Source organism: Pelagibius sp. Alg239-R121 (assembly GCF_947331435.1).
Classification (GTDB): Bacteria; Pseudomonadota; Alphaproteobacteria; order Kiloniellales; family Kiloniellaceae; genus Denitrobaculum.
This window is the reverse complement of sequence record NZ_CAMZOF010000012.1, coordinates 223,733-243,230: the sequence shown is the minus strand read 5'-3', so window position 1 is coordinate 243,230 and position 19,498 is coordinate 223,733. Positions and strand designations below refer to the sequence as shown.

The 19,498-nt window shown below is 56.4% G+C and carries 23 protein-coding genes; 10 read left to right on the top strand and 13 right to left on the bottom strand.

Annotated features, from left to right (window positions below; all coding sequences use genetic code 11):
* Window positions 1-4: 4 nt before the first annotated feature.
* Both QMZ18_RS32090 and QMZ18_RS37140 read right to left on the bottom strand, forming a co-directional pair.
* Complete coding sequence (locus QMZ18_RS32090; protein ID WP_282610516.1) at window positions 5-550, bottom strand: thioredoxin family protein; 546 nt, start codon at window positions 548-550, stop codon at window positions 5-7.
* Between the two features lie 99 nt (window positions 551-649).
* On the bottom strand, window positions 650-877 hold the full coding sequence (locus tag QMZ18_RS37140; protein ID WP_367575966.1) for an NUDIX hydrolase: 228 nt from the start codon (window positions 875-877) through the stop codon (window positions 650-652).
* A gap of 97 nt (window positions 878-974) precedes the next feature.
* Between QMZ18_RS37140 and QMZ18_RS32085 the strand changes: the two genes are divergently transcribed.
* Window positions 975-1,514 carry a GNAT family N-acetyltransferase gene (locus QMZ18_RS32085; RefSeq protein ID WP_282610515.1) on the top strand — a complete coding sequence of 180 codons (540 nt, stop codon included), beginning with the start codon at window positions 975-977 and terminating at the stop codon, window positions 1,512-1,514.
* A gap of 177 nt (window positions 1,515-1,691) precedes the next feature.
* Complete coding sequence (locus tag QMZ18_RS32080) at window positions 1,692-1,949, top strand: hypothetical protein (protein WP_282610514.1); 258 nt, start codon at window positions 1,692-1,694, stop codon at window positions 1,947-1,949.
* A gap of 64 nt (window positions 1,950-2,013) precedes the next feature.
* Here the strand turns inward: QMZ18_RS32080 and QMZ18_RS32075 are convergent, their stop codons facing one another.
* Window positions 2,014-2,439, bottom strand: a complete 426-nt coding sequence (locus tag QMZ18_RS32075; protein WP_282610513.1) for a VOC family protein — start codon at window positions 2,437-2,439, stop codon at window positions 2,014-2,016.
* Window positions 2,440-2,507: 68 nt separating this feature from the next.
* Between QMZ18_RS32075 and QMZ18_RS32070 the strand changes: the two genes are divergently transcribed.
* Window positions 2,508-3,149, top strand: coding sequence for a TetR/AcrR family transcriptional regulator (locus tag QMZ18_RS32070; RefSeq protein WP_282610512.1), 642 nt, complete (start codon window positions 2,508-2,510; stop codon window positions 3,147-3,149).
* A gap of 171 nt (window positions 3,150-3,320) precedes the next feature.
* On the top strand, window positions 3,321-4,838 hold the full coding sequence (locus QMZ18_RS32065; RefSeq protein ID WP_282610511.1) for an ankyrin repeat domain-containing protein: 1,518 nt from the start codon (window positions 3,321-3,323) through the stop codon (window positions 4,836-4,838).
* A gap of 49 nt (window positions 4,839-4,887) precedes the next feature.
* On the opposite strand, the gene QMZ18_RS32060 is transcribed toward QMZ18_RS32065, so the two are convergent.
* Window positions 4,888-5,268 carry a tautomerase family protein gene (locus QMZ18_RS32060; protein WP_282610510.1) on the bottom strand — a complete coding sequence of 127 codons (381 nt, stop codon included), beginning with the start codon at window positions 5,266-5,268 and terminating at the stop codon, window positions 4,888-4,890.
* A gap of 111 nt (window positions 5,269-5,379) precedes the next feature.
* Between QMZ18_RS32060 and QMZ18_RS32055 the strand changes: the two genes are divergently transcribed.
* Entirely contained in the window at window positions 5,380-6,255 is an 876-nt protein-coding gene (locus tag QMZ18_RS32055) for a LysR family transcriptional regulator (protein ID WP_282610509.1), read from the top strand.
* A 208-nt stretch (window positions 6,256-6,463) separates the two neighbouring features.
* Here QMZ18_RS32055 and QMZ18_RS32050 read toward each other — a convergent pair whose 3' ends face one another.
* Entirely contained in the window at window positions 6,464-7,255 is a 792-nt protein-coding gene (locus QMZ18_RS32050; protein ID WP_282610508.1) for a crotonase/enoyl-CoA hydratase family protein, read from the bottom strand.
* A 95-nt stretch (window positions 7,256-7,350) separates the two neighbouring features.
* Here QMZ18_RS32050 and QMZ18_RS32045 point away from each other — a divergent pair, with 95 nt between their 5' ends.
* Window positions 7,351-7,977 (top strand): TetR/AcrR family transcriptional regulator, encoded by a 627-nt coding sequence (locus QMZ18_RS32045; RefSeq protein ID WP_282610507.1) that lies wholly within the window; start codon window positions 7,351-7,353, stop codon window positions 7,975-7,977.
* A gap of 135 nt (window positions 7,978-8,112) precedes the next feature.
* Here QMZ18_RS32045 and QMZ18_RS32040 read toward each other — a convergent pair whose 3' ends face one another.
* Together QMZ18_RS32040 and QMZ18_RS32035 are read right to left on the bottom strand one after the other, a co-directional pair.
* Window positions 8,113-8,784, bottom strand: coding sequence for a glutathione S-transferase family protein (locus tag QMZ18_RS32040; RefSeq protein WP_282610506.1), 672 nt, complete (start codon window positions 8,782-8,784; stop codon window positions 8,113-8,115).
* Between the two features lie 18 nt (window positions 8,785-8,802).
* Window positions 8,803-9,237: a DoxX family protein gene (locus tag QMZ18_RS32035; RefSeq protein WP_282610505.1), complete on the bottom strand. Its 435-nt coding sequence runs from the start codon at window positions 9,235-9,237 to the stop codon at window positions 8,803-8,805.
* Window positions 9,238-9,334: 97 nt separating this feature from the next.
* Between QMZ18_RS32035 and QMZ18_RS32030 the strand changes: the two genes are divergently transcribed.
* The 3 genes from QMZ18_RS32030 (at window position 9,335) to QMZ18_RS32020 (ending at window position 13,154) form a co-directional block, all read left to right on the top strand.
* Window positions 9,335-9,772 (top strand): MarR family winged helix-turn-helix transcriptional regulator, encoded by a 438-nt coding sequence (locus tag QMZ18_RS32030; RefSeq protein ID WP_282610504.1) that lies wholly within the window; start codon window positions 9,335-9,337, stop codon window positions 9,770-9,772.
* 55 nt (window positions 9,773-9,827) lie between these two features.
* On the top strand, window positions 9,828-10,331 hold the full coding sequence (locus QMZ18_RS32025) for an AAA family ATPase (RefSeq protein ID WP_282610503.1): 504 nt from the start codon (window positions 9,828-9,830) through the stop codon (window positions 10,329-10,331).
* Between the two features lie 153 nt (window positions 10,332-10,484).
* Window positions 10,485-13,154, top strand: a complete 2,670-nt coding sequence (locus QMZ18_RS32020) for a 1,4-beta-glucanase (RefSeq protein ID WP_282610502.1) — start codon at window positions 10,485-10,487, stop codon at window positions 13,152-13,154.
* A gap of 17 nt (window positions 13,155-13,171) precedes the next feature.
* On the opposite strand, the gene QMZ18_RS32015 is transcribed toward QMZ18_RS32020, so the two are convergent.
* The 3 genes from QMZ18_RS32015 to QMZ18_RS32005 all read right to left on the bottom strand — a co-directional run bounded on the left by QMZ18_RS32015 (window position 13,172) and on the right by QMZ18_RS32005 (window position 14,766).
* A complete protein-coding gene (locus tag QMZ18_RS32015) occupies window positions 13,172-13,843 on the bottom strand; it encodes a hypothetical protein (RefSeq protein ID WP_282610501.1) in 672 nt (223 codons plus the stop codon).
* Window positions 13,844-13,971: 128 nt separating this feature from the next.
* Entirely contained in the window at window positions 13,972-14,304 is a 333-nt protein-coding gene (locus QMZ18_RS32010) for a hypothetical protein (RefSeq protein WP_282610500.1), read from the bottom strand.
* 27 nt (window positions 14,305-14,331) lie between these two features.
* Window positions 14,332-14,766 (bottom strand): hypothetical protein, encoded by a 435-nt coding sequence (locus QMZ18_RS32005; RefSeq protein ID WP_282610499.1) that lies wholly within the window; start codon window positions 14,764-14,766, stop codon window positions 14,332-14,334.
* Window positions 14,767-15,011: 245 nt separating this feature from the next.
* Here QMZ18_RS32005 and QMZ18_RS32000 point away from each other — a divergent pair, with 245 nt between their 5' ends.
* Window positions 15,012-15,515: a hypothetical protein gene (locus tag QMZ18_RS32000; RefSeq protein WP_282610498.1), complete on the top strand. Its 504-nt coding sequence runs from the start codon at window positions 15,012-15,014 to the stop codon at window positions 15,513-15,515.
* On the opposite strand, the gene QMZ18_RS31995 is transcribed toward QMZ18_RS32000, so the two are convergent.
* Genes QMZ18_RS31995 through QMZ18_RS31985 form a run of 3 tightly spaced genes read right to left on the bottom strand, consistent with a single transcriptional unit; the run spans window position 15,491 to window position 19,176 of the window.
* Window positions 15,491-17,581 carry a BTAD domain-containing putative transcriptional regulator gene (locus QMZ18_RS31995; protein WP_282610497.1) on the bottom strand — a complete coding sequence of 697 codons (2,091 nt, stop codon included), beginning with the start codon at window positions 17,579-17,581 and terminating at the stop codon, window positions 15,491-15,493. The genes QMZ18_RS32000 and QMZ18_RS31995 overlap by 25 nt on opposite strands.
* A gap of 17 nt (window positions 17,582-17,598) precedes the next feature.
* On the bottom strand, window positions 17,599-18,696 hold the full coding sequence (locus tag QMZ18_RS31990; RefSeq protein WP_282610496.1) for a YcaO-like family protein: 1,098 nt from the start codon (window positions 18,694-18,696) through the stop codon (window positions 17,599-17,601).
* 57 nt (window positions 18,697-18,753) lie between these two features.
* Window positions 18,754-19,176, bottom strand: coding sequence for a hypothetical protein (locus QMZ18_RS31985; protein ID WP_282610495.1), 423 nt, complete (start codon window positions 19,174-19,176; stop codon window positions 18,754-18,756).
* Window positions 19,177-19,498 lie beyond the last annotated feature (322 nt).

Sequence of the window (19,498 nt, the reverse complement as noted above, 5' to 3'; positions counted from 1 at the left end):
CGGATTAGCGCCACTTGATTGAACAGCCCATGGAGGCGATCTGTTGCTCGGGGCCGCGGCCGGTCTTGGCGACCAGGCGCATGGCTTCCAGCAGCTCAGGTCTGCGGTTTGCGGCGTCGTTCATCTTGGCATCGTCCAGACGTCCGCGGTACTGCAGCTCACCCTTGTTATTGAATCCGAAGAAGTCCGGCGTACAGACAGCGCTATAGGCGCGACCGACGCTCTGGTCTTCGTCGATCAGGTAAGGAAAACTGAAGCCGTGTTGTACGGCAAAGCGCTTCATTTCGGGCGGACTGTCAGCCGGAACGCGCGCATAATCGTTGGACATAACGGCGAGCACGCCAACACCTTCATTCTGAAGAGTTTTGGCATCTGCGACGAGTCGATCGATGATTGCTTTCACATAAGGACAGTGATTGCAGATGAAGGCGATCAACAGGCCGTTTTCGCCCATCGCGTCCTCCATCGAATGGGGCTGGCCATCCGGATCGGACAAGTTGAAAGACGGCGCTTTCCAGCCGAAATCGCAGATCGGTGTATCGAGCAGCATGAAGAAACTCCCTTGTTCCGGTCGTGACCGAATTCGCGGTTAGTTTTTCACTGATCCGACGTCAGTGCAAAGGCTGCGGGGACGACGTTTTATGAGAGGTCAAATGCAGCTTGCGAATATCTCCGGGTAGCTGCCGGAAGCCAAATTCAGGGAGGCGGGCTCGTCAAGACTGAACCATCGGGCTTCCTGATGCTCATTGGAGGCGTTTGTCGCTATGCCATGCCAGTCGCGCACAATATAAATATGATGCCTGACGGGGCCGTTTGTTTGGGGATCTGGCTCATCAGAAGTTGCAATGGACTGATAGTTCGCGGGGCGGACGCACAGCTCTTCCTCGCATCACAAGAAGCTTTTGCGGAATGATGATAAATGCAGATCTGAATTTGCTTCTTACGACCTTGTATCTTTGTGAGGGGACCAGGCGATGCATTTAATCGGTGAAACGGTCTGCATTCGGGACTTGCGTGCGAAGGATGAATCGGCCTTTTGCGACATCCTCGCCGACCACCGGGTTTCGGGCACCTTGCGGGGGTCAGTTCGGCTTGGCGGTCCGCTCCGATTGCTATGTGAATTGTCACCGTCCGAACGGGTCGAGAAGTTCCATAACAGCAGGCGCCTGTGCATCGACGGCCAATCCAGTGCCTTCGCAGTGGAAGACTGTACCAGCGGAGCCTTCATTGGGTCCATCGGATCCTATGACATCGACCGGAAACGACTGGGATTGAGCTATTGGATTGCATCCTCATTTCACGGTCGCGGCATTGGCACCGCTCTGCTCAAACTTTATGGCCGACCGGCGCTCAAGCGTTTCGGCAGGCGGTATCTCATTGCCAATGTCGCGTTGGACAATCCTGCATCTGCCGCGGCCGTGCGGAAAGCCGGCTTTCAGCCGTCGCGGTTTGCCGACGATCCCGGGTTCGGTCTGACTGACGGACGCCAGCTTTTTGAACTGGGATTCGATTGAACGAATCCATGCCGCTCGGCCTCGTTCACTCGATTGCGATTGCGTGTTCCTTTACACCGGACTTGGTGACCTCTGGCATCCCAAGGAATGGGACACCTTTAGCGTCGAGGACAAACAGGAACGCATTGCAAGTTCAACTCGGGCGAACCCGGTTTCGGGATTTCCGGCTGCAACTACATGGCCGAACAGAAGATCATTCTCTGGGGCGCCGACACCTGGGGTTCGGAAGCCGTCGGCCCGGGCTTCCGCGGTGAAACCGATCAGCCTTTTGAATGCCATGCGGAAATGATGACTCGGCGCGGCACTTGGAACCTGGAAAACATGGACCTTTCCCAACTGGCAGCGGATAAGGCCTACGAGTTCCTCTTCGTTTGCTCACCGCTGAAAATCAAGGGCGGTACCGGCTCGCCAGGCAATCCTGTCGCGCTGTACTGAGTGCAGGCGGCTAGGTGACGTGAAAGCGGCAGCTCCAGGGAGGGGCCGCTGCTTTTGTATTGATTCACGTCAGCCTCGCTTCTTCAGCATAAAGTTTCATAAATTCCTCGCTTGGCGGGATCGGCTTGATGATGTCGATCAGGACGCCGCTGGGGTCACGGGTGATGAAGTGCCTTTGGCCGAAAGGCTCGTCGCGTAGGGGGAGGAGGATCGGCAGGCCGCTCGCTTCGGCGCGCGCGTATTCGCTGTCAACATCCTCGACTTCAAAGTTGAGCAGCAGGCCCGACACCCGGCCGCGGCCGGCTTCGGGGATCGTCTCGTGATCGCCCTGCAGGACTGCGATGTTTATGCTTTCATCTTCGCTGGATTGCAGATGCACGTACCAGTCGCTCTCGAAACTCGGCTTAAAGCGGAAATGCTCTTGATAAAAGCGGGCGGTGCCGGCGACGTCGTCAGTCATGATGACGGGATAAAACTGCGTGCATTTCATGGCTTTCAACCTTCAGATAATTAACATACAATGTGTATGTAAAAGATAAAAACATACAGGCTGTATGTATGCAAGAAAAACCTAAACCGTCGCGTGGCTTATCTGCTGCCGGGTCCTCGGCTCGGTCCCCTGACCGCCGTACCAACAAGGCGCGCACCGAAGCCACACGCAACGCTCTGATCGCTGCAGCACGTGCGCTGTTTGTTGAAAAGGGATACGCCGAAACCGGTACGCCGGAAATCGTTGCGGCGGCAAAGGTCACGAGGGGTGCGCTGTATCATCACTTCGCCGACAAGGAGGATCTCTTCCGCGCGACGGTGGCGCGGGAAGCTCAGGCCGTGGCCGTTCAGATCGCACGGAAAACCTCCGAACCCGGAGGCGCTTTGGAGGCGATGATTGTGGGTGCGGAGGCTTATTTCGATGCTATGACCATGCCCGGACGTACCCGCCTTTTACTGCTGGATGGACCGGCCGTCTTGGGACATACGGAGATGGCGGCAATTGACAGGGAGACGGGTGGAGAGGAACTGCGCCAAGGGCTGGCGTTCTCGATTGAGAAAGGTGGAATCGATCCGCTGCCGCTCGATGCCATGGCAGATATCCTATCTGCAGCCTTCGACCGGGCTGCGCTGGCGATCGCCGAAGGCCAGCCGCCTGAGGACTATAAAGCCGTAACCCGCAAGCTGTTGACATCGTTGTTTGGAAATTGAACACACCTGCTTGTTGCTCCGACCGCTCAATGCTAAAAATGTGTTGCCGTCGGGGCGGCATCCGGGTCCGCGGAAAGCTTTACAGCACCTTGCCAGTCAGATGCCGTCTATCTGGTTTTTCTTCTTATTCCCAAAGTGGCGGGCCGTTGGGATGCGACAAGAGGAAAGCCAATGACTCCTGAAATCGAAAAACTGCGATCCGCCGCCAAACGGCTCAAGAAAACCTATGCCACGGGCGATCCGCAAACACTGCAGCGCTGCCATAGGTATGTGTCTGGAGACGTGACACCCAAGCACGCCGATTTCCTACATGTGATCGCGCGCGAGAATGGGCACGAAAGCTGGCCGAAGCTTAAGTTCGCGTTGGAAACGGCATCGATGGATCGCGATGAGCGGGCGGAGCGGTTGAAGACGGCGCTCTATTTCGGGCAAAACTGGGTGATCGAAAAACTGCTGGCAGACGATCCCGATCTTCCCGCCGATAACCTGGGCCTGCAGATCGCCCTTTATGATCTCGAAGCCGTTCGAACCGCGTTATTGGAACGCCCTGAGCGCGCGCTGTTGGAAATCGGACCGCGACGTCCGATCTTGCACCTCGCTTTTTCGAAGTACATTCACATGGCGCCGGAAAAAAAAACCGAGATGCTCGAGCTCGCGGACTTGCTGTTGGAGCAGGGAGCAGACCCTAACGACGGATATGCCGCCGAACCCGGCAGTGAACACAAGCTTTCCGCGCTCTATGGTGCACTGGGACACGCTGACAACATGGCGTTAGCGGCCTGGCTGCTTGATCACGGCGCCGACGCGAACGATGACGAGAGCCTCTATCATGCTGTGGAACTTGGCCATAATGAGGGTCTCAAGCTGTTGATCAAGCACGGTGTCCGGTGCAGCGGGACGAACGCTTTGCCGCGTGCTTTGGATTTTGACGACCTTGAAGCCGTGCGTCTGCTTCTGGAACATGGTGCAGACCCCAACGAAGCCATGACCGAACATCCCAGCGGACAGCCGGTCGACGGTATCCCCGCGCTACATCAGGCGGCACGCCGTTGGCGGTCAGAGGCAGTCGTCGAGCTGTTGCTCGATCATGGCGCTGACCTGGACGCGATCTGGGAGTCCCATACGCCCTATGCCACGGCCCGGATCTATGGCAATCGAGATGCCGCCTCGGCGCTGAAGGCTCGTGGTTGTGCAACCTCGCTCTCGGATAGCGAGCGCGCTTTGGCGCTTTGCGCTGATGGTAAACGGCCCGGCGTTCGGATCGATCCGGCAGATCTGAGCAAAGAAGACCAACTCCTTCTGACACGTCTTGCCCACGAGCCAAGCCGCTTCTTGCATATCAAAACATTGCTTGAAGCGGGATATGATCCGGATCAGGCCGATGAAATGGGGCTGACCGCGTTGCAGGCGGCCGGTTGGCAGGGGATCTTCGATCTAGTGGCGCTTCTCCTGGAACACCAACCCGATCTGAAGCATGTCAACGCATATGGCGGCGATGCGCTTTCGACGGTTATCCACGGGGCCGAACACTGCCCTGATCGGGCCGGACGTGACCACATCGGTTGTGCCCGATTGCTGCTGGAGGCAGGTACCGCCCTGAATCCGCAGGACGTGAAGGCTACAGGCAGTGAAGCCATGGCATTGTTCCTGGAGGATTGGACACTCGAGAGCGAGGGCGTTCTTGAATGAATCGGTCAAGAACAAGAATCGCCCTCTAGGCGCTCGCTTCTGAGGCTGGTCAGGCGTACTGAGCCAGCCCGTGACCGAAGGACCAGTTTTCCTTTGGCACCTCGACAAGATTGATAAAGATGTCTTCCGGTCGAATGCCCGGTGTAACAGAAAGGCGTTCTGCTATCTTGGCAAAGAGCGCCTTTTTCTGTTCCAGGTTCCTGGTGTTGCTGACGGTAAGTTGGATGAGAACCAGATCATCGGAGCGTGCGATATCAAGATAGCTGCGGCCAAAGTCGTAGGTTTCGTCATCATGCTCGGAAACCGTCATGAAGCGGTCGTCTTCAGGGACATCGAAAGTCTCGCGCATGGCCTGATAAACCTGATCCATGACGGCATGGCGGTAGTCTCCGCTCTTTCCTTTTTTCAGCGAGATTCGGGTAAGTGGCATAGCGGCTTCCTTTCCTGGGTGAAATCACGAGCGAGATTGATACTGGAAAGGTAAGAGCGTTTTTATCATAATAGAAACGAATAGATATTATTTTAAAGATAATGAAATGGAATGATGATTCCTCCGTCGCTCGACATTGAATTGCTTCGCAGTTTCGTGGCTGTTGCCGAAGGCCATAGCTTCACTGCCGCAGGCGTTACACTGGGTGCCAGCCAATCGGCCATGAGTGTGCGCATTCGCAAGCTTGAAGAGCGTTTAGGCCGGCGTTTGATGGAACGTACGCCACGCTTGATCAGCCTGACCAGCTTTGGCGAGAGCTTTCTATCGGACGCCCGGCGCATCTTGGATGCTCATGACGAAGCGGTTATCCGGGCGCATGGACCGAAGCAGCGGCCGGCTTTTCGTCTAGCGGTCAGTGATCATGCCACAGGGGCCTGTTTGCCTCAGGTACTTGCGGTGCTGGCTGAACGGCACCCGGAAGTGCAGTTTATGGTGACGGTCGGAGTTTCATCTGAGCTCTACGATGCCTTCGCGGCTGGAGAATACGACGCTGTGGTGGTCAGAGATGAAAGCGGCGAAGGGAAGGGGCGCAGGCTGTTCCGGGACCGGATAATCTGGGCTGCGGCGAAAGGCTTTTCCTGGGATCGCTCGGAGGCATTGCCACTCGTCTCCTTGGCGGCGCCCTGCGGTGTCCGGGCGGCTGCTATCGCAGCATTGGAAGCTCAGGAAATCAAATGGCGAGAGGTTTTTCTTGGCAGCGGCGTTGCTGCGGTTCAGGCCGCTGTCTCGGCCGGACTGGGTGTTGCGGCGGTGGACGGTCGAAACCTGCCCGCCGATTGTCGAGAACTCGGGCGTGGGTCCGGTTTGCCGCCTTTACCATCGACTAAAATGTGTCTGCATCACCGGACGACGAGCGGAAGGGCGGGGAAAGAAATCGTAACCGCAATTGTCGCAGCATTTCGGGAGAGCTTCGGGGCTGCCTCCTAGGTTGGGAATTCCTATTCCTTGATGACCTTGACGACAAAACTAGGTTTTCTGGCAAGGAGTTAGTAACGGAGCGATGCTGATGCATCGTGCCTTTGCCGGAATTGGACCGACAACGCGACGCTGTCCACAACGCATAATCTAGTTGCCCAAAATACGATCAAGGCCATCAAGAAACATGAGTCCTCAACCCAGGGCGGGAGTCTTGCTGCTAACAGCCCCGATACTTTGGTTCGCGGCGTTCGATCCAGGCCTTCAGGCCCTCGCGGCAGTCTTGCGTGGCGGCCATGCGCGCGAATTGCTCGCTTTCGATCTGCAAGCCCTCAGCGATGGTCGTATTTAGGCCACGTGTAACCGCGGTGATGATGCGCGAAGCTGCCAGAGGTGAATGGCGGATGATACGGTTCGCCAGCGCGAAGGCGGCGGGCAGGAGGTTTTCGTGCGGGACGATCTGATTTACGAGGCCAAGTTCATAGGCCCGCTGGGGTGAGAAGCTGTCGCCGGTCAGCAACAGTTCCAACGCCCGTTTCCGACCAGCAAGCCTGGGCAGACGTTGCGTGCCGCCAAAGGTTGGTGGGATTCCGATGTTGATTTCAGGTTTGGCGAAACGGGCCTGGTCGCTGGCGACTGCGAGATGAACGGCTTCAGTGATTTCACAGCCTCCACCGAAGGCGAGGCCGTTAACTGCTGCGATGATGGGTTTGGGAAAGGCTTCCATGCGTGCTGTCACGGTTTGACCGCGACGAGCGAATTCTCTCACGGCGTCGTCGGGACCTTCTTCGATGCTTGTCGAAAACTCGTGGATATCACCCCCTGCGGAAAATGCTCTGTCGCCGGCGCCGGTGATGATGACTGCCCCGACATTCGTGTCAGCTTCGATCTCATTAAACAAATATAAGAGCAGGTCGTTGGTTTCGTAATTGAGTGCATTGTGCTTCTCCGGGCGGTTAAGCGTGAGAAGCGCAATGTTGTTTTCAATCTGAATAAGTACCGGCGCAGCCATTGGGGTGTTCCTTGAGGAGGTAGATTAATCTGCTGCGATAAAGCCTATCGTCACTGTGATATTGAGTACACTCACTGGTTAGTATACTTTGAGGGATGCCACGTGACGCTTCAGTAACCAAAAACCGTATCCTAGATGCCGCCAACCATTTGTTTTATGGTGAGGGTATCCGTGCGGTCAGCGTTGATGCGATTGCTGAACGGGCCGGTCTGACCAAACGGACGCTCTACTACCACTTCAAGAGTAAGGATGAGCTTATCACCGCTTATCTCGAATCCCGGGACCAGCCTAATCTCAAGCTCTTTGCAAAATGGTTCAATGCTGCGGACGGCACGCTCGCGGACAAGATCCAGGCTATTTTTCTGAACCTCGCCAAGTCTGCCCGCCATCCAAAATGGAAGGGTTGTGGATTTCTTAGAACAGCTGCCGAGCTCGCGAACATGCCGGGCCATCCGGCGGTAAAGGTTGGCGCAGCACACAAGCGAAAATTCGAAGCCTGGTTGATGGAAGTTATCGATGAGGCCGGTTGCGGCAACGCAGAGCTGTTGGCGCGGCAGATCGTTCTGCTGATGGACGGCGCCTTTTCATCGATGTTGGTTCATCGCGATCCGGCCTATGTTGAGGCGGCGGGTGAAGCGGCGGCAGCACTGGTCGGCAGTCAAATACCGGGCGGTGCGAAGAAGCCACGGTTCACCGTCGCCAAGCGGTCGGCCGCTCGTTAGGAGTCGCCATGTCCCAGGGCGGACGTTCGGTAGGGATCGACGCCGGGTGCAACCGGCATTCCTTCATACAAGCAGTTGAGTAGTTTGCAGCTAGACGCATTAAACTGAAAAAAGGAAAATTTTGCTGATTCGATTTCAAGCAACCCTTGCTATCAAGTCAGAGAGGCGAGAATTGCGTTTCTCAAGAAAGCTCCAGAGGAGAGTTGGATAGTCTGATGATACTGCGGTCGCGACAGAAGGGCGGATAGCTAGTTCTTCTCGCCAGGCTGTAACCTTGGGTTTGCTATGGAGAATGCCAAATTCGCCGATGCAATCAAAGGTGTCAAAGTACCGAAAGATTGGGCCGAAAGCCGCGTCGACCAGAGAAAAAGCGTCACCATCGAAATAGGGGCCATTGCCCAGTCGCTGTTCAAGTCGCGCAAATTTCGCTGACAGCGCATCTGTTTTTGCTTTGAAAGTTTCGGTGTCCTGTGCAGCGTAGAACCCCCAGATATCACTTAAGACCGATGAACCGAACTCGATCCAGGAACGGTGCTCCGCTCGTTTCAACGGGTCGTCGGGATGAAGCGGGTTGCCTTGCGTCTCTTCCAGGTACTCCAGGATCACGGTTGATTCGAATACGGCCGTGCCGCCTACTTTGAGAACCGGCGTCTTTCCCAGTGGTGAGATCGCCAGGAACCACTTGGGTTTGTTCGAGAGGTCGACATGCCTGCGCTCAAACGCGACACCTTTTTCGGTCAGCGCGATTGCTGCGCGCTGCACGTAAGGACAGAGGTGATGACTGGCCAGGATAAGAGGCTGGGACATTCGGACTTCCTTTCAAGTTTATGCTGGCGCGTCTGAATCTGCGATTTTGGGAACTGGTGCTGATTTCATCAGTGCATAGGCGCCGTCGCCCAGCAGGAATTGCACGATTGCCAGCAGCGATAGGTAGAGCGGATACTCCCATCCCCCGTTTTCATATCCGAACATCCAGCCATTGCCCCAATGCGCCCAGGTGGCACCCAGCAGGATCGGCATCAGAGCAAGCGCGATCCAGCGCGTCTGGACGCCGAGAATGAGCAGCGTTCCGCCAATGACTTCGGTAAAGAACACGGCATAGGCAAGCCAACCCGGCAAGCCGATCGCCTGAAAGAATTGAGCGGTTCCTTCCAGCGAGAAGATGAAATATTTCAGAAGTGCACTGTGTGCCAGGAACATGGTGCCGAGCGCGATCCGCAGCAGCAACGCCGCTGTCGCAGTAAGGGTGGTCTGCGTCATGCTGTTATTCCACTAAATGCAATTGCATGTAGATATATGCGAACGCATAAAAATGTCAAGCTTGATGCAAACGCATTTATCTGTAAAATCTCCCTCAATGAAAAACGAACCGAATGAAACTGCTGTCCGTGCCTGGACGCAGCTGATGCGCGCCCAAAACGCAGCCCTGACCCAGGTAGAGCAATCCTTCAAGGATGCCGGGTTTCCACCTCTGACCTGGTATGATGTTTTATGGGAGCTGGAACGCGGCGATAGGGCAGGGATGCGGCCTTTCGAGCTTGAGAGTCATTTGCTGGTCCCGCAGTACGGATTGTCGCGGCTGCTCGACCGGGTCGAAAAAGCAGGCTACGTTGAGCGCCGGCCATGCGATGGAGACGGTCGGGGCCAGGTCGTTGTCATCACAAAGCTGGGCAGACAGCTGCGCCGCAGAATGTGGCAAGTTTATGCGCCCGCCCTCAATAGTGCTGTTGCCGATCGTCTGACGGCGAAGGAAACGGCAACATTAAGCCGGCTCTTGGGAAAGCTCTTACCGTGATCCCGGCGATGGATATTGTGTTTCAATTGGAGTTCCTCGTTGTGAGGAGAAAGACGTGCTGATTATCCTCGGCGGCCTGCCCGGGACAGGAAAGACAACGCTATCGAAGGCCTTGGCAAGACGATTGGATGCCTTCCATCTGCGGATCGATACGATCGAACAGGCCATCAGGAATTCATCCATGGCACCCGCGTCCATGGACGAAAGCGGATATCTCGTTGCTTATGCGGTTGCCGAAGATAATCTCCGCCTTGGCAAAAAAGTGATCGCCGACTCAGTCAATCCCATCGCAATAACCCGGGAAGCATGGCTGAAAGTCGCGCAACGTGCCGCTGTGGCCGCGCTCGAAGTCGAGGTAATCTGCACTGACAAAAATGAACACCGGCGTCGGGTTGAGACGCGCGTTTCTGATATTCCCGGTCTGCGCCCGCCGAGCTGGCAGGACGTCTTGGCACGAGAGTATATCCCATGGGTTTCCGCGAATGTCGTGGCCGACACGGCATTGGAAACCATCGAACAGGCGGCGACCAGAATTAGCTCCTTACTGAACAGCGATTGAAAGCACGGGGTGGGCGGCCCACCAACAGTTCGTGCCGTACGACAAAGATTGTCAGGATAAAACCACAGCTTTCTCATAATCCCTTTATCGCCTCTTGGTGTAGCTAGGTTGTCGTTTGTTTGTACCAACCGTAGCCGACACAGGGGTTAAAACATGAGCCGAGGGTCCTACAGCGAGTTCCGTGATGCTTTGCGCGCTTTCGAATCCGGTTGGGATCGGGAGCGGTATGACAATGGAAACATCCAGGATTTTCAGCTCGACCTTTGGGCTGGCGGCAGCGTCCAGGAGATTTTTCCCGGATACTCCAGTTGGTCCCAACTGAGCGACGAAGAATGGGATTCCATGTCCTATCGCTCTATGAACACTCTGGGATTTGTCGGTTACCAGTTCGGCGAAGCCCTGATGATCGACCTGGGTTACTACGATGACGATGTCTTCTATGGTGCGGGCGCTACGACCAATACCTGGGATGGAACCTGGACCGGCAAGAACGGCGTGAACTCCCTGGAGGACTTCATGACAAAGGAGGCACAGGAAGTTGCGATCCAGGAGGCCTTCGGCTTCAATCTTAAGATTATCCAGGAAGGACTCGCCAACAATGGTGAGAGTCTCGACGACTACATCGGGACCACGCGCAGCTATGTCGAAAACGGCCAAGCTGTGGAAGTGCCACTGACTCTGAGCGGAATCATGGCGGCAGCGCATCTGCGCGGCGCCTATGGGACCTTGGCACTGCTGCAGGGCGGCTCGGTTTCCACCGATGAATTCGGTACCTCGATCTTGCGCTATATCGAACAGTTCGGCGATTACGATGCGCCGTCGGTAGCTGAAGCTGTGGCCTACTTTGAAAGCCGGTTGACAGGCGACGAAGGTCTTGGGGCACCCGGTGCAGGTGGCGGATCTTCTGGTTCAGGTGGGAGTGATTTGGGCGGCGGTACCGATGGCAATGGTGCCGGCGTCACTAAAGAAACCGCCGATGTGGTTGTGACCTGGGCCTGGGGTCAAAAACAGGTTGTGACCGAATTCGACCCTTCGTCCGATACGATCTTCATCGATTGGATTAACGCCGAGCAGCTCGAAGTGTCGGAACAGAACGGCAGTGCGGTTTTCGCTATTCCTTCCAACAATCAGAACGTGATCCTGCAGGGGGTCGCTCTGGCAGATCTGACACCTTCAAATTTTACGATTCTAGATGGCACCGCCGCGACGGAAGTGTTTGGTCTTATTGCAGTGGACGAGAACACGGAGGATGGGTCAGGCGGGGATGCAGGTCAAGGCAACGGCAACGGCCATGGGGGAGGTCATGATGGCGGCCATGGCGGCGGGAATGGCCAGGGGAACAGTGGCGATCCAGCGCAAATGGTAATGATCGGACTCGACAGTGGCTCGCGCGATATCTCCGACTTCGATCCGGCAAAGGATATGGTTCACTTGCTCGAGGACGTCACAGGCGATCGATTCGAGATGTCGGAAGAGGGGGAGGGAGCTGGAAAGGCTGTACGTATCGTCATCACCGACGAGAACGGTGCGATGATCAGCGTGACCACACTGCAGGCGATCACTTTGGCCGACCTCACTCTGAGTAATTTTTCGGTTGCCGAGCAAACCGCATTTAATGAGGTGGTGACAGCCATCAACGCGACGGTCAGCGCGCCGCCACCCCAGGGAGGCGGCTTCGATATTACCGACGATAACGATGGTTCAAGCCCTGCTAAGACCTCAGGCACTACAGAAAAAGGCGGCGTCAAGTATGTCGCGGACGTCAATGCCGACGACATTCTGAATTTCGACCCGGCCAAAGACCAATTCGATTTCGGCAACAATTCAGTGCATGGCATGATTCTCACCAAAACACCGGCCGGAGAGGTGGCCATCGATTTTCCCTGGAGCCAAGCCATTCAGATCGTTCAAGGCGTGAAGTTCGCGGATCTCAGTATCGAAAATTTCGGGGTCGTGGGTAACGAACATCTCCGCGAGGATATCGGTGGCGTGCTGTCCTGGGAACTCGGGATCGGCCCTCGAGAGGCCGATACGGTTTACATCCGCTCTCACGAATACGGCAAGCAGGAGGTGATCGACGACTTCGATCCCGCGACCATGAAGATTAGCTTTCTCTATTTCGGGACCCGTGAACAGCTCTCGGTCGAGGATACCGCTGATGGACTTGTCATTCAGACCCTGCCAAGCGGTCAGAGCTTTACCTTTGCGGGCGTGGAACTTGCCGATCTCTCGCCTGGGCAGGTGGAGTTTCATTTCGACCAGGTGATCGAGGACAATCTGGAGGTGCCGTTTGGGTTCGCCCAGGAAGACGTGACGCTGGTTGACCGCACGGTTCTGCTGACCCCTGAAGCACCGCCGGGGCAGGGAACGGATGGTTTCCAGACACGCGACGGCGTCAATGCACCGGGCGGCGGTGACAGCGGCGGTGGAAGTGATGGCGGCGGCGTGACGCCGCAGGACGGTGGCAGTGGATCAGGCGGAACGCCGACCAGCGGCGAAGGTGACGCCGAGCCGAGCGACGGGCGGATTGAGATCGCCTGGAGCTGGGCTAAGCAGGAGGTGGTCAGCGATTTTGATCCGGCGACCGATGTGTTCGATTTCGGCCACATGGCGGCAAATCAGGTGAAGATCACCGAACAGGGCGACGATCTGGTAATTGAAGTTCTCGACAATGGTGGACACAACTACACTCTCAAGGATGTCCAGGCCGAAGACTTGAGCGCGGCCAATTTGGAGGCCGCGCCCTACAACGATGTGATCAAAGCTGATGGTGGTGTGATCGATCAACTTGCACCGCTCGGCTTCGACGATATGGTGGCCTGATGTTCATCCCGTTCGCTTCAATTGCGCTTGGAGATGACGACCGGTCCTAGAAAGTAGTTGGTTGCGTCGCCCGGCGAGGTTTCTTCCCAGGCGATGCGCAGCCGGTCCAGTTCGCCGAACGCCGCTGCGATGACTGGGCCATCTCCAACGATCACCGGCTGAACCGGTGGACCATCCGTGCCCTGTGCCACCTGTTCGATCCGAACGAAGCAGCGCGCACTGGCAAGATCGACGCGCAGGAAGACGCGATGTTCATCCGCTGCCCCCGTATAGGTTCCGATCGCCGGAGCACCGGCACCGCTGACAAGGCGGAACTCGCCGCCTGAAATTTCCAGGCCGCAGGCCTGCTGCCCGACGGCATTGAGAGCGTCGATGGCGATTACCGGCGTGTCTGTGATGGTCAGCTTCACGCCGGAAAAGCTGATCGCGTATTCGCTAGTGTCGTGCGGATGACCGCCTACGATCAGATCGACCAGTATCGGCGAAGTTCCGTTGGCAGGTAGCTGAATGTTGCCGCTGTTGAAGATCACCGGGCCGGTTGCGCTGACCGAATCTCCACCCGGTGCGCCTGGAATGGCGCCAGGCCCCTCCGGTCCGCTGCCGCTGGAATGCGTATTGAGAATTTCGGTGCAGCCGCTGGCCATCAACAACATGACGGTAGCGGCAAGTCTGGAATTGAATTTAGACATCGGTTTCTCCTTGTCTGACAATGGCGGCGGGCGTGATTACACGAATGTTTTTGGGTGATCGGCGGGCTCGCCGGCGTCTGCGAACCCGCCGCTCGACCAGCTTCTGGAAGCACAACAGTTTCGATTGGCTACCAGCAGCCATTGGCTCCGCAATCGACTTGAAAGGTATCCTTAGGACAGGAGCCTTCGCTGTCGTCGTGAGTTGCGCAGCCTGTTCCGCCCGTGGAGCTGTTCCAGTGGGTGCAACAGGTCAGCTGTTCGGAGCGCCCACGGGCCTGAAGGCGGGTGCCATGCGGAATAAGCCGGCCTCTTTGAGGTGAAATTGAGCGTAGAACAGAGTTCAACTCCGGCTTCGCCTGATACTGTTTCACCTCCTCGGCGAGGACCGTTTTCCACGGTGCCGCGTGCGTGAGCAAAACCGCGAAGAAAAGGCTTTTGAAAAAAGGTGACACGGAATTCATGGCTCACTCCTTTCCCTGAGACCAACATCACCCCACAGCAATGTCATCGGAGGCAGAGAGGCTCGCTGTCCCGCGGCGCTCGCGCCATTGGACGACCACGTTGGCCACCCGAAAACCATCAACCGCACGGCGTCGGATGGTTAAGCAGTTGTCGCCCTTCAAAAGAAAGTCCTTAGGGATGCGGTCCATCCAAAGGTTCCATCCATCGGCGGCAACCATGTCGAAGGACGGCAAATGTTTGCCGTTGATCAGGATCCGATGGGTAATTTCATCGCCCTCTTCGGTGCTGCTGTTGCCGACGTCCTCGGCCTGGATGAGGATGTAGCCTTCAGAGGTGATGTTCTGACCGCGTGGGGAAGCGGCCGTCGGTTCTTCATCGATGTAGAACGAACGGGTGGCTTCTTCGTTAGGCCGGTTGAACTCCTTGTCGAAGTTGAGCCAGACAAAATCCGAATTAAACATGATGCAGTCCCTTTCCTGTTTCGGACAGCCGCGAGATTGGTGCGCCTGTTCTTCCGGGTGTTCACGCCCTCGGGTCCAATCCCTCGGGTCGCAAAATCAATCGAACATGGGGGTGTAGGCGGCAGCGTCATTTCAGCGTCATTGGCGCGTCAAGCGCCGCTGGCCATGACTGTCGCGCTCCAGGTGTCTTTGTTAGACTGCGGCCTCGTTCGGCGTTCTGTCAGGGAATTGGGAAGGAAACAGCGATGGAAAACCCAGTCACACTCCGCACCAAAAAAGCTATGGGCGTTCTTGGTAAATTGATCAGGGAATGGACGGTTGATCCTGCATCGCGTCCCGACCATAGGTTAGAAGAAGAGCGCCGTTGCGTCTTTTACGTGGACGCCTTCAGAAATGCGCTGAATGGGGAAGGGCTGAATGAAGGCCAACCGGAAAGTGGCGATGGCGACTACTGCATTCGTGCGGGGATCGAAGAGGTCGAACTGATCCTTAGGCAGCCGAACCGTTTCTCAATTCTGTTGCCGGAAGCCGAGATGATACATCATTTGCTCGATCACGACCTGCCGCTGCAGGTGCGTGTGGCCGCTGTTTATGCAGAAGTTGTTCCTGGAGACCCAGATGCCGTGCCCATACGGCCCGCCATTGAAGACAGTGGCCCAGCGAACTATGAAGTCACGCTGCGGGATCAGCCCTTCGAATGTTTCCTCGATCCCTATATGGCCGCTTATGTTTGCGGGCAATGCAGATAGAGCTGTGCGGCCTGGGTCGCGCCCTCTGCAAGACGCTCCTGTGCGTCTCGCATACGAATCGGGAAACAGGCTAAGAACCACGCCAGGATAGTTTCTGTGCTGGCCGGCTCGGTTCCTGTCCATTGAGCGCTGGCCGCAGTTTCAAACACACGCCAGGCTGCGGCGGCTTCCTCCCGTTTGCCGAGATGCCAGAGTGCGGCCGCCTTCCAGGCTGGTAAATTCATGATGCAGTCGCCGGCGTAGTCGATCGCAATCACGCAAGCTTCGTCATCGCCTGCCAGAAAATGGATGTTGGACTGGTATCCCCAGAGCCACAGATTGCTCGTCCAACCTTCCTTGTGAAAACGGGAGGCCAATTCGTTCGCCAGTATGATTTCGCCGCTGAAGGCCGCCCCCAAGGCGGAGGACATCACAGTCCAGGGGTCGTTCTCATTGCACTGCCTTGCTATGGCGAAACTTGCTGCCGACTGGGCATAATCGGCCAGCAGCAGGCTGGACCAGGCTCTGCAGAGGTGGGCACGGCTGTCGGTCGGATCCAACGCAATGGCGGCATTTGCCAGCGACTTGCTCTCCAGCAGAAGTTCGCGTTGCCGCATAAAGCCCGGATGGACGAGATGGCGGATGTTGTGAACCTGTGAAAGACTGCTGTAGGCCATCGAAAAGCTTGGATCCAGCTCGATTGCCTTGCGAAAACAGCTGATCGCTGAATCCCAATCTTCCGAGTGAAAGCCATCAAGAAATTTCTGACCCATGAGCCAGTTGTTGATGGAGCCCTGGACCGTCGACATGGTCCTGATTTCCGATAGCCGTGCCCGGGACAGGGTGAGGCTGCAGGCCGTCGCCAGCCGGCTGGCGAGATCCGCCTGATACTCCCACCAGTGTTGGACGATCTGGCCGAAACGGTCACTCCAGATCACCATACCGTCAGTCGAACGGGTGAGGGTTGCGATCAATGCAAGCTGCTCGCCCGCCGGGGCCATGGTCAGTTTGAGCCGATACTCGGTTGCGACGTCCTTGACCGCGGCATCGATGACATCGATTTCGCGAAAACTGACCATCCTGGAGATCAGCTCTGTGCGGAAAAGATCTCCGATCAGATGCGCGTCGCCGGTCATTTCGGAGGTCAAAATCGGCAGAACGCCAATCTCCAGTTTCCGGTCCGATTTGGCATCACTCGCCGCATCCTCAGATGCTCCATCTCCAGAGTTGCGATCCGTGGCCCTTCGGCCGGCGATCCTCCGGTCACTGCCTCTATGATCGGAAGCGTTTCGGCTGTTCGTTCTACCTTCTGCTGGTCCCTGGCTACCCGCTGGTGTTCGATCAAGAGGCTTGCGCACTCCCGATTTTACCTCGACGATTAGGTCTTGAGTCTGAGGCGCAGGTTCCATCCCGTAGGCTTCGTCCAAATGCTCCCAAAGGCTGGAGTAGACTCCTAAGGCACGTCCCGTGTCTCCGCGATCGTGATACAAACTGATCAATCGCCGTGCGGCATTTTCGTCTGATGCGTCGAGACTTAATAGAGCACGTGCAGCTTGCTCTCTCTGTTCGTGCGCGTTGGTATTCAAGATCTTTTCGAGTTCGCTTTGCAGCTGATTTTCAAATTCCTTGCGCCTGAGATGCAGCCAACTCGCGAAGAGCTCGCCCTGATCGGGAACGGCAGTCAGCAGCCGCCTGTGAATCTCCGGTTTGTTTACGATGACATCCGGTACGGTACCAATTTGCAGCGCTTCGATGATCTCGTCACAGTCGGTCAGGATAACGTCCGATTGGAGTGTTACGTCTGAGCGACCGGCTTTAAGCCCGTCCCAGCTACGCCCCAGATCGGCGCGCAGACCATAAAGCAACTGCCGCAGGTTTCGTCTTGCACGATAGTCGTCCGAATCTTCCCAAATCATCGCGGCGAGTTTCGCCCGGCTTTCTGTTTTCCCCGGGCTGAGGGCCAGATAGCCTAGGGCCAGACGTGCCGGCGCAGATGTAATTGGCAAATCTGATGCCGCCAGACCCGTTCCCGACACGCGGGCCTGAAAGCCGTCGATTAGCTGCAGGTATAGTTGATTGGCTGTCATGCTCCCGATCAATCCGGTTAGTAGAGATCCCAGCGCCGCCAGGGCGCCTCGTTTTCCGCCCGCCGTTCGATCGGCGAAACCTGTCCGTCACCCTTGCGACAGGCCGAAGAGATTCGCAGATTGGGGGACAAGACCTTAACCACCCAATGAACTTCGTCCGGGCGTTCGAAATCGATCGCATAACATTGTTTGTCAAAGCGAGAGAGGTGCGCGGCGATGCGCGTTGAGGTTTCCATCGATGCTGAAGGTGCAGCTGGATTAACCGCGCGGGCAGGAGTCAGAAGCGCCGAACAGTTTTCGACACTCAACCTGAACGCGCGCGCGAGCATGACCCTTTCCTTTCGGTCAAGTTTTACGCCGTGTCGTTGACGATAGCGTATCACGTCCAGTCCGAACTCCATCTGAAAAAGCTCTTTCAGTGCTGCACGGACCGCGGCTTGATCGTTTGGCCGGCACGCCGTGCCGAAACATAGATCGCGTCCACCATGTCCGCAGGACCAGGCAACGTACACTGGAATGCCGAAGTGCGGCGTGATGTCGAGCAGACCGGTCCGCCGCGTGGCCTTTCGAATCCAGTATCTTTGCTGGTCACTGAAACAACGCTCTGCGGCAGGAGATGGCGCGGCTGCTGTATGACAGCCGGACCACCAATTCAGGCTGGAATAGCGTTCGATCGCTTCCAGCAACGCATTAAAAAGGGCCATATCAAGGTTTGTACCCGCGGCGATTCCAATCGCGACTGGCGCCTGGCTGCCTTCGCTACCCAAGAATGCCGTTGGCAAGAACCGCTCGGCGCCGGAAGAAATATCGCGGGCGCGGAAGCACTCCAGGGTTTCGCATGTTAGGGGCGTCCCAGGTGGTGAGATCTCGTCGAGAAGTTCTCCCCAGTCCGGATCTCCCTCCGCCTCTGATCTTAATTTTTTGAAAAACTCAACGGTGGGGCCACGCGGTCCCAGTATCTGTGCTTTGCCTTCTGCAAATTCTGCTTCCCGCCGTGCTTCGGCTTCCTGTAGCGAGTTGCCCAATCCGGTCGCACTGAGGCTGATTCCGCAGAAGGTCTCGACAGCGGCCGAGCAGTAGAGGTTAGAAACCTGCGCGAGTTCTGCGGAATACACGTAAGCTTCCCTGATGCTCAATGATCTCGTCTGGCGGTCTGACTTGTTTCAGTCGGTTTAACCGACACGCCGGCAAAAGTGGCGGCCCTGCCATTCGGGCGGCTGGTGGGGATTAATGATCATCCAGATGCCTTTGGACGCCGAAACGAATCGGACACGGAAGCGCTCGTTCTGATGCATGTTAGTGAAGTCCGCATATTCGCCTTGCCCCTTGAAGGTATAGTATGCGGACGGACTGCGAACGTCGCCTGCTGTATAGACCGTGTAGTTCCCAGTGGGGATAAGTCCCGTGATGTTCGGATTGGCTCCGGGCCCGGTTACAATGCCCGTCGAGGAAACGTATTCGACCACGACCCTCATCTGAGCATCGACCCCGTTCAGATCACAGATGAATCCCATCTGTTGGGCGCTATGACTCTTGTCGGCGGCGCCAAACGACAAAGCGGCGGTAAGCGCAACTGCCGTAAATCGAGATTTCATGGCGTACTCCTTTCGGAATCGCCTGCTCAATAAGCTGGCACCGTGACAAGGTACGCGCTTCAGAACGAGTCAGGCAGATCCTGATCTAGAGAACGATCGTCATTGGTAATAGCGATCAAGAACGTGAATCGTCCTCGAACAGAATAAAGAGAGGTGGATTCACATTGTTCGCTGTTCCAGTAGAAAACGATCAGACTCTCTCTGTGGAATGGCCTTTAAGTCTTTCACTGAGTATTTATTTGTATGCATACATATTATCATGAGGCAGGGACCTTTTCCAGCTTTAAGTCAGGTCCGCCCGAATTGCTGTTGGAGGTGGAAT

Coding starts and splice junctions, on each gene's coding strand:
- QMZ18_RS32075 (WP_282610513.1), bottom strand. CDS start 2,439: ATGAAATGCACGCAGTTTTATCCCGTCATCATGACTGACGACGTCGCC.
- QMZ18_RS32060 (WP_282610510.1), bottom strand. CDS start 5,268: ATGCCACTTACCCGAATCTCGCTGAAAAAAGGAAAGAGCGGAGACTAC.
- QMZ18_RS32065 (WP_282610511.1), top strand. CDS start 3,321: ATGACTCCTGAAATCGAAAAACTGCGATCCGCCGCCAAACGGCTCAAG.
- QMZ18_RS32035 (WP_282610505.1), bottom strand. CDS start 9,237: ATGACGCAGACCACCCTTACTGCGACAGCGGCGTTGCTGCTGCGGATC.
- QMZ18_RS32090 (WP_282610516.1), bottom strand. CDS start 550: ATGCTGCTCGATACACCGATCTGCGATTTCGGCTGGAAAGCGCCGTCT.
- QMZ18_RS31985 (WP_282610495.1), bottom strand. CDS start 19,176: ATGAAATCTCGATTTACGGCAGTTGCGCTTACCGCCGCTTTGTCGTTT.
- QMZ18_RS32020 (WP_282610502.1), top strand. CDS start 10,485: ATGAGCCGAGGGTCCTACAGCGAGTTCCGTGATGCTTTGCGCGCTTTC.
- QMZ18_RS32085 (WP_282610515.1), top strand. CDS start 975: ATGCATTTAATCGGTGAAACGGTCTGCATTCGGGACTTGCGTGCGAAG.
- QMZ18_RS32040 (WP_282610506.1), bottom strand. CDS start 8,784: ATGTCCCAGCCTCTTATCCTGGCCAGTCATCACCTCTGTCCTTACGTG.
- QMZ18_RS32015 (WP_282610501.1), bottom strand. CDS start 13,843: ATGTCTAAATTCAATTCCAGACTTGCCGCTACCGTCATGTTGTTGATG.
- QMZ18_RS32050 (WP_282610508.1), bottom strand. CDS start 7,255: ATGGCTGCGCCGGTACTTATTCAGATTGAAAACAACATTGCGCTTCTC.
- QMZ18_RS32030 (WP_282610504.1), top strand. CDS start 9,335: ATGAAAAACGAACCGAATGAAACTGCTGTCCGTGCCTGGACGCAGCTG.
- QMZ18_RS32070 (WP_282610512.1), top strand. CDS start 2,508: ATGCAAGAAAAACCTAAACCGTCGCGTGGCTTATCTGCTGCCGGGTCC.
- QMZ18_RS31995 (WP_282610497.1), bottom strand. CDS start 17,581: ATGACAGCCAATCAACTATACCTGCAGCTAATCGACGGCTTTCAGGCC.
- QMZ18_RS32055 (WP_282610509.1), top strand. CDS start 5,380: ATGATGATTCCTCCGTCGCTCGACATTGAATTGCTTCGCAGTTTCGTG.
- QMZ18_RS32000 (WP_282610498.1), top strand. CDS start 15,012: ATGGAAAACCCAGTCACACTCCGCACCAAAAAAGCTATGGGCGTTCTT.
- QMZ18_RS32080 (WP_282610514.1), top strand. CDS start 1,692: ATGGCCGAACAGAAGATCATTCTCTGGGGCGCCGACACCTGGGGTTCG.
- QMZ18_RS32045 (WP_282610507.1), top strand. CDS start 7,351: ATGCCACGTGACGCTTCAGTAACCAAAAACCGTATCCTAGATGCCGCC.
- QMZ18_RS32005 (WP_282610499.1), bottom strand. CDS start 14,766: ATGTTTAATTCGGATTTTGTCTGGCTCAACTTCGACAAGGAGTTCAAC.
- QMZ18_RS32010 (WP_282610500.1), bottom strand. CDS start 14,304: ATGAATTCCGTGTCACCTTTTTTCAAAAGCCTTTTCTTCGCGGTTTTG.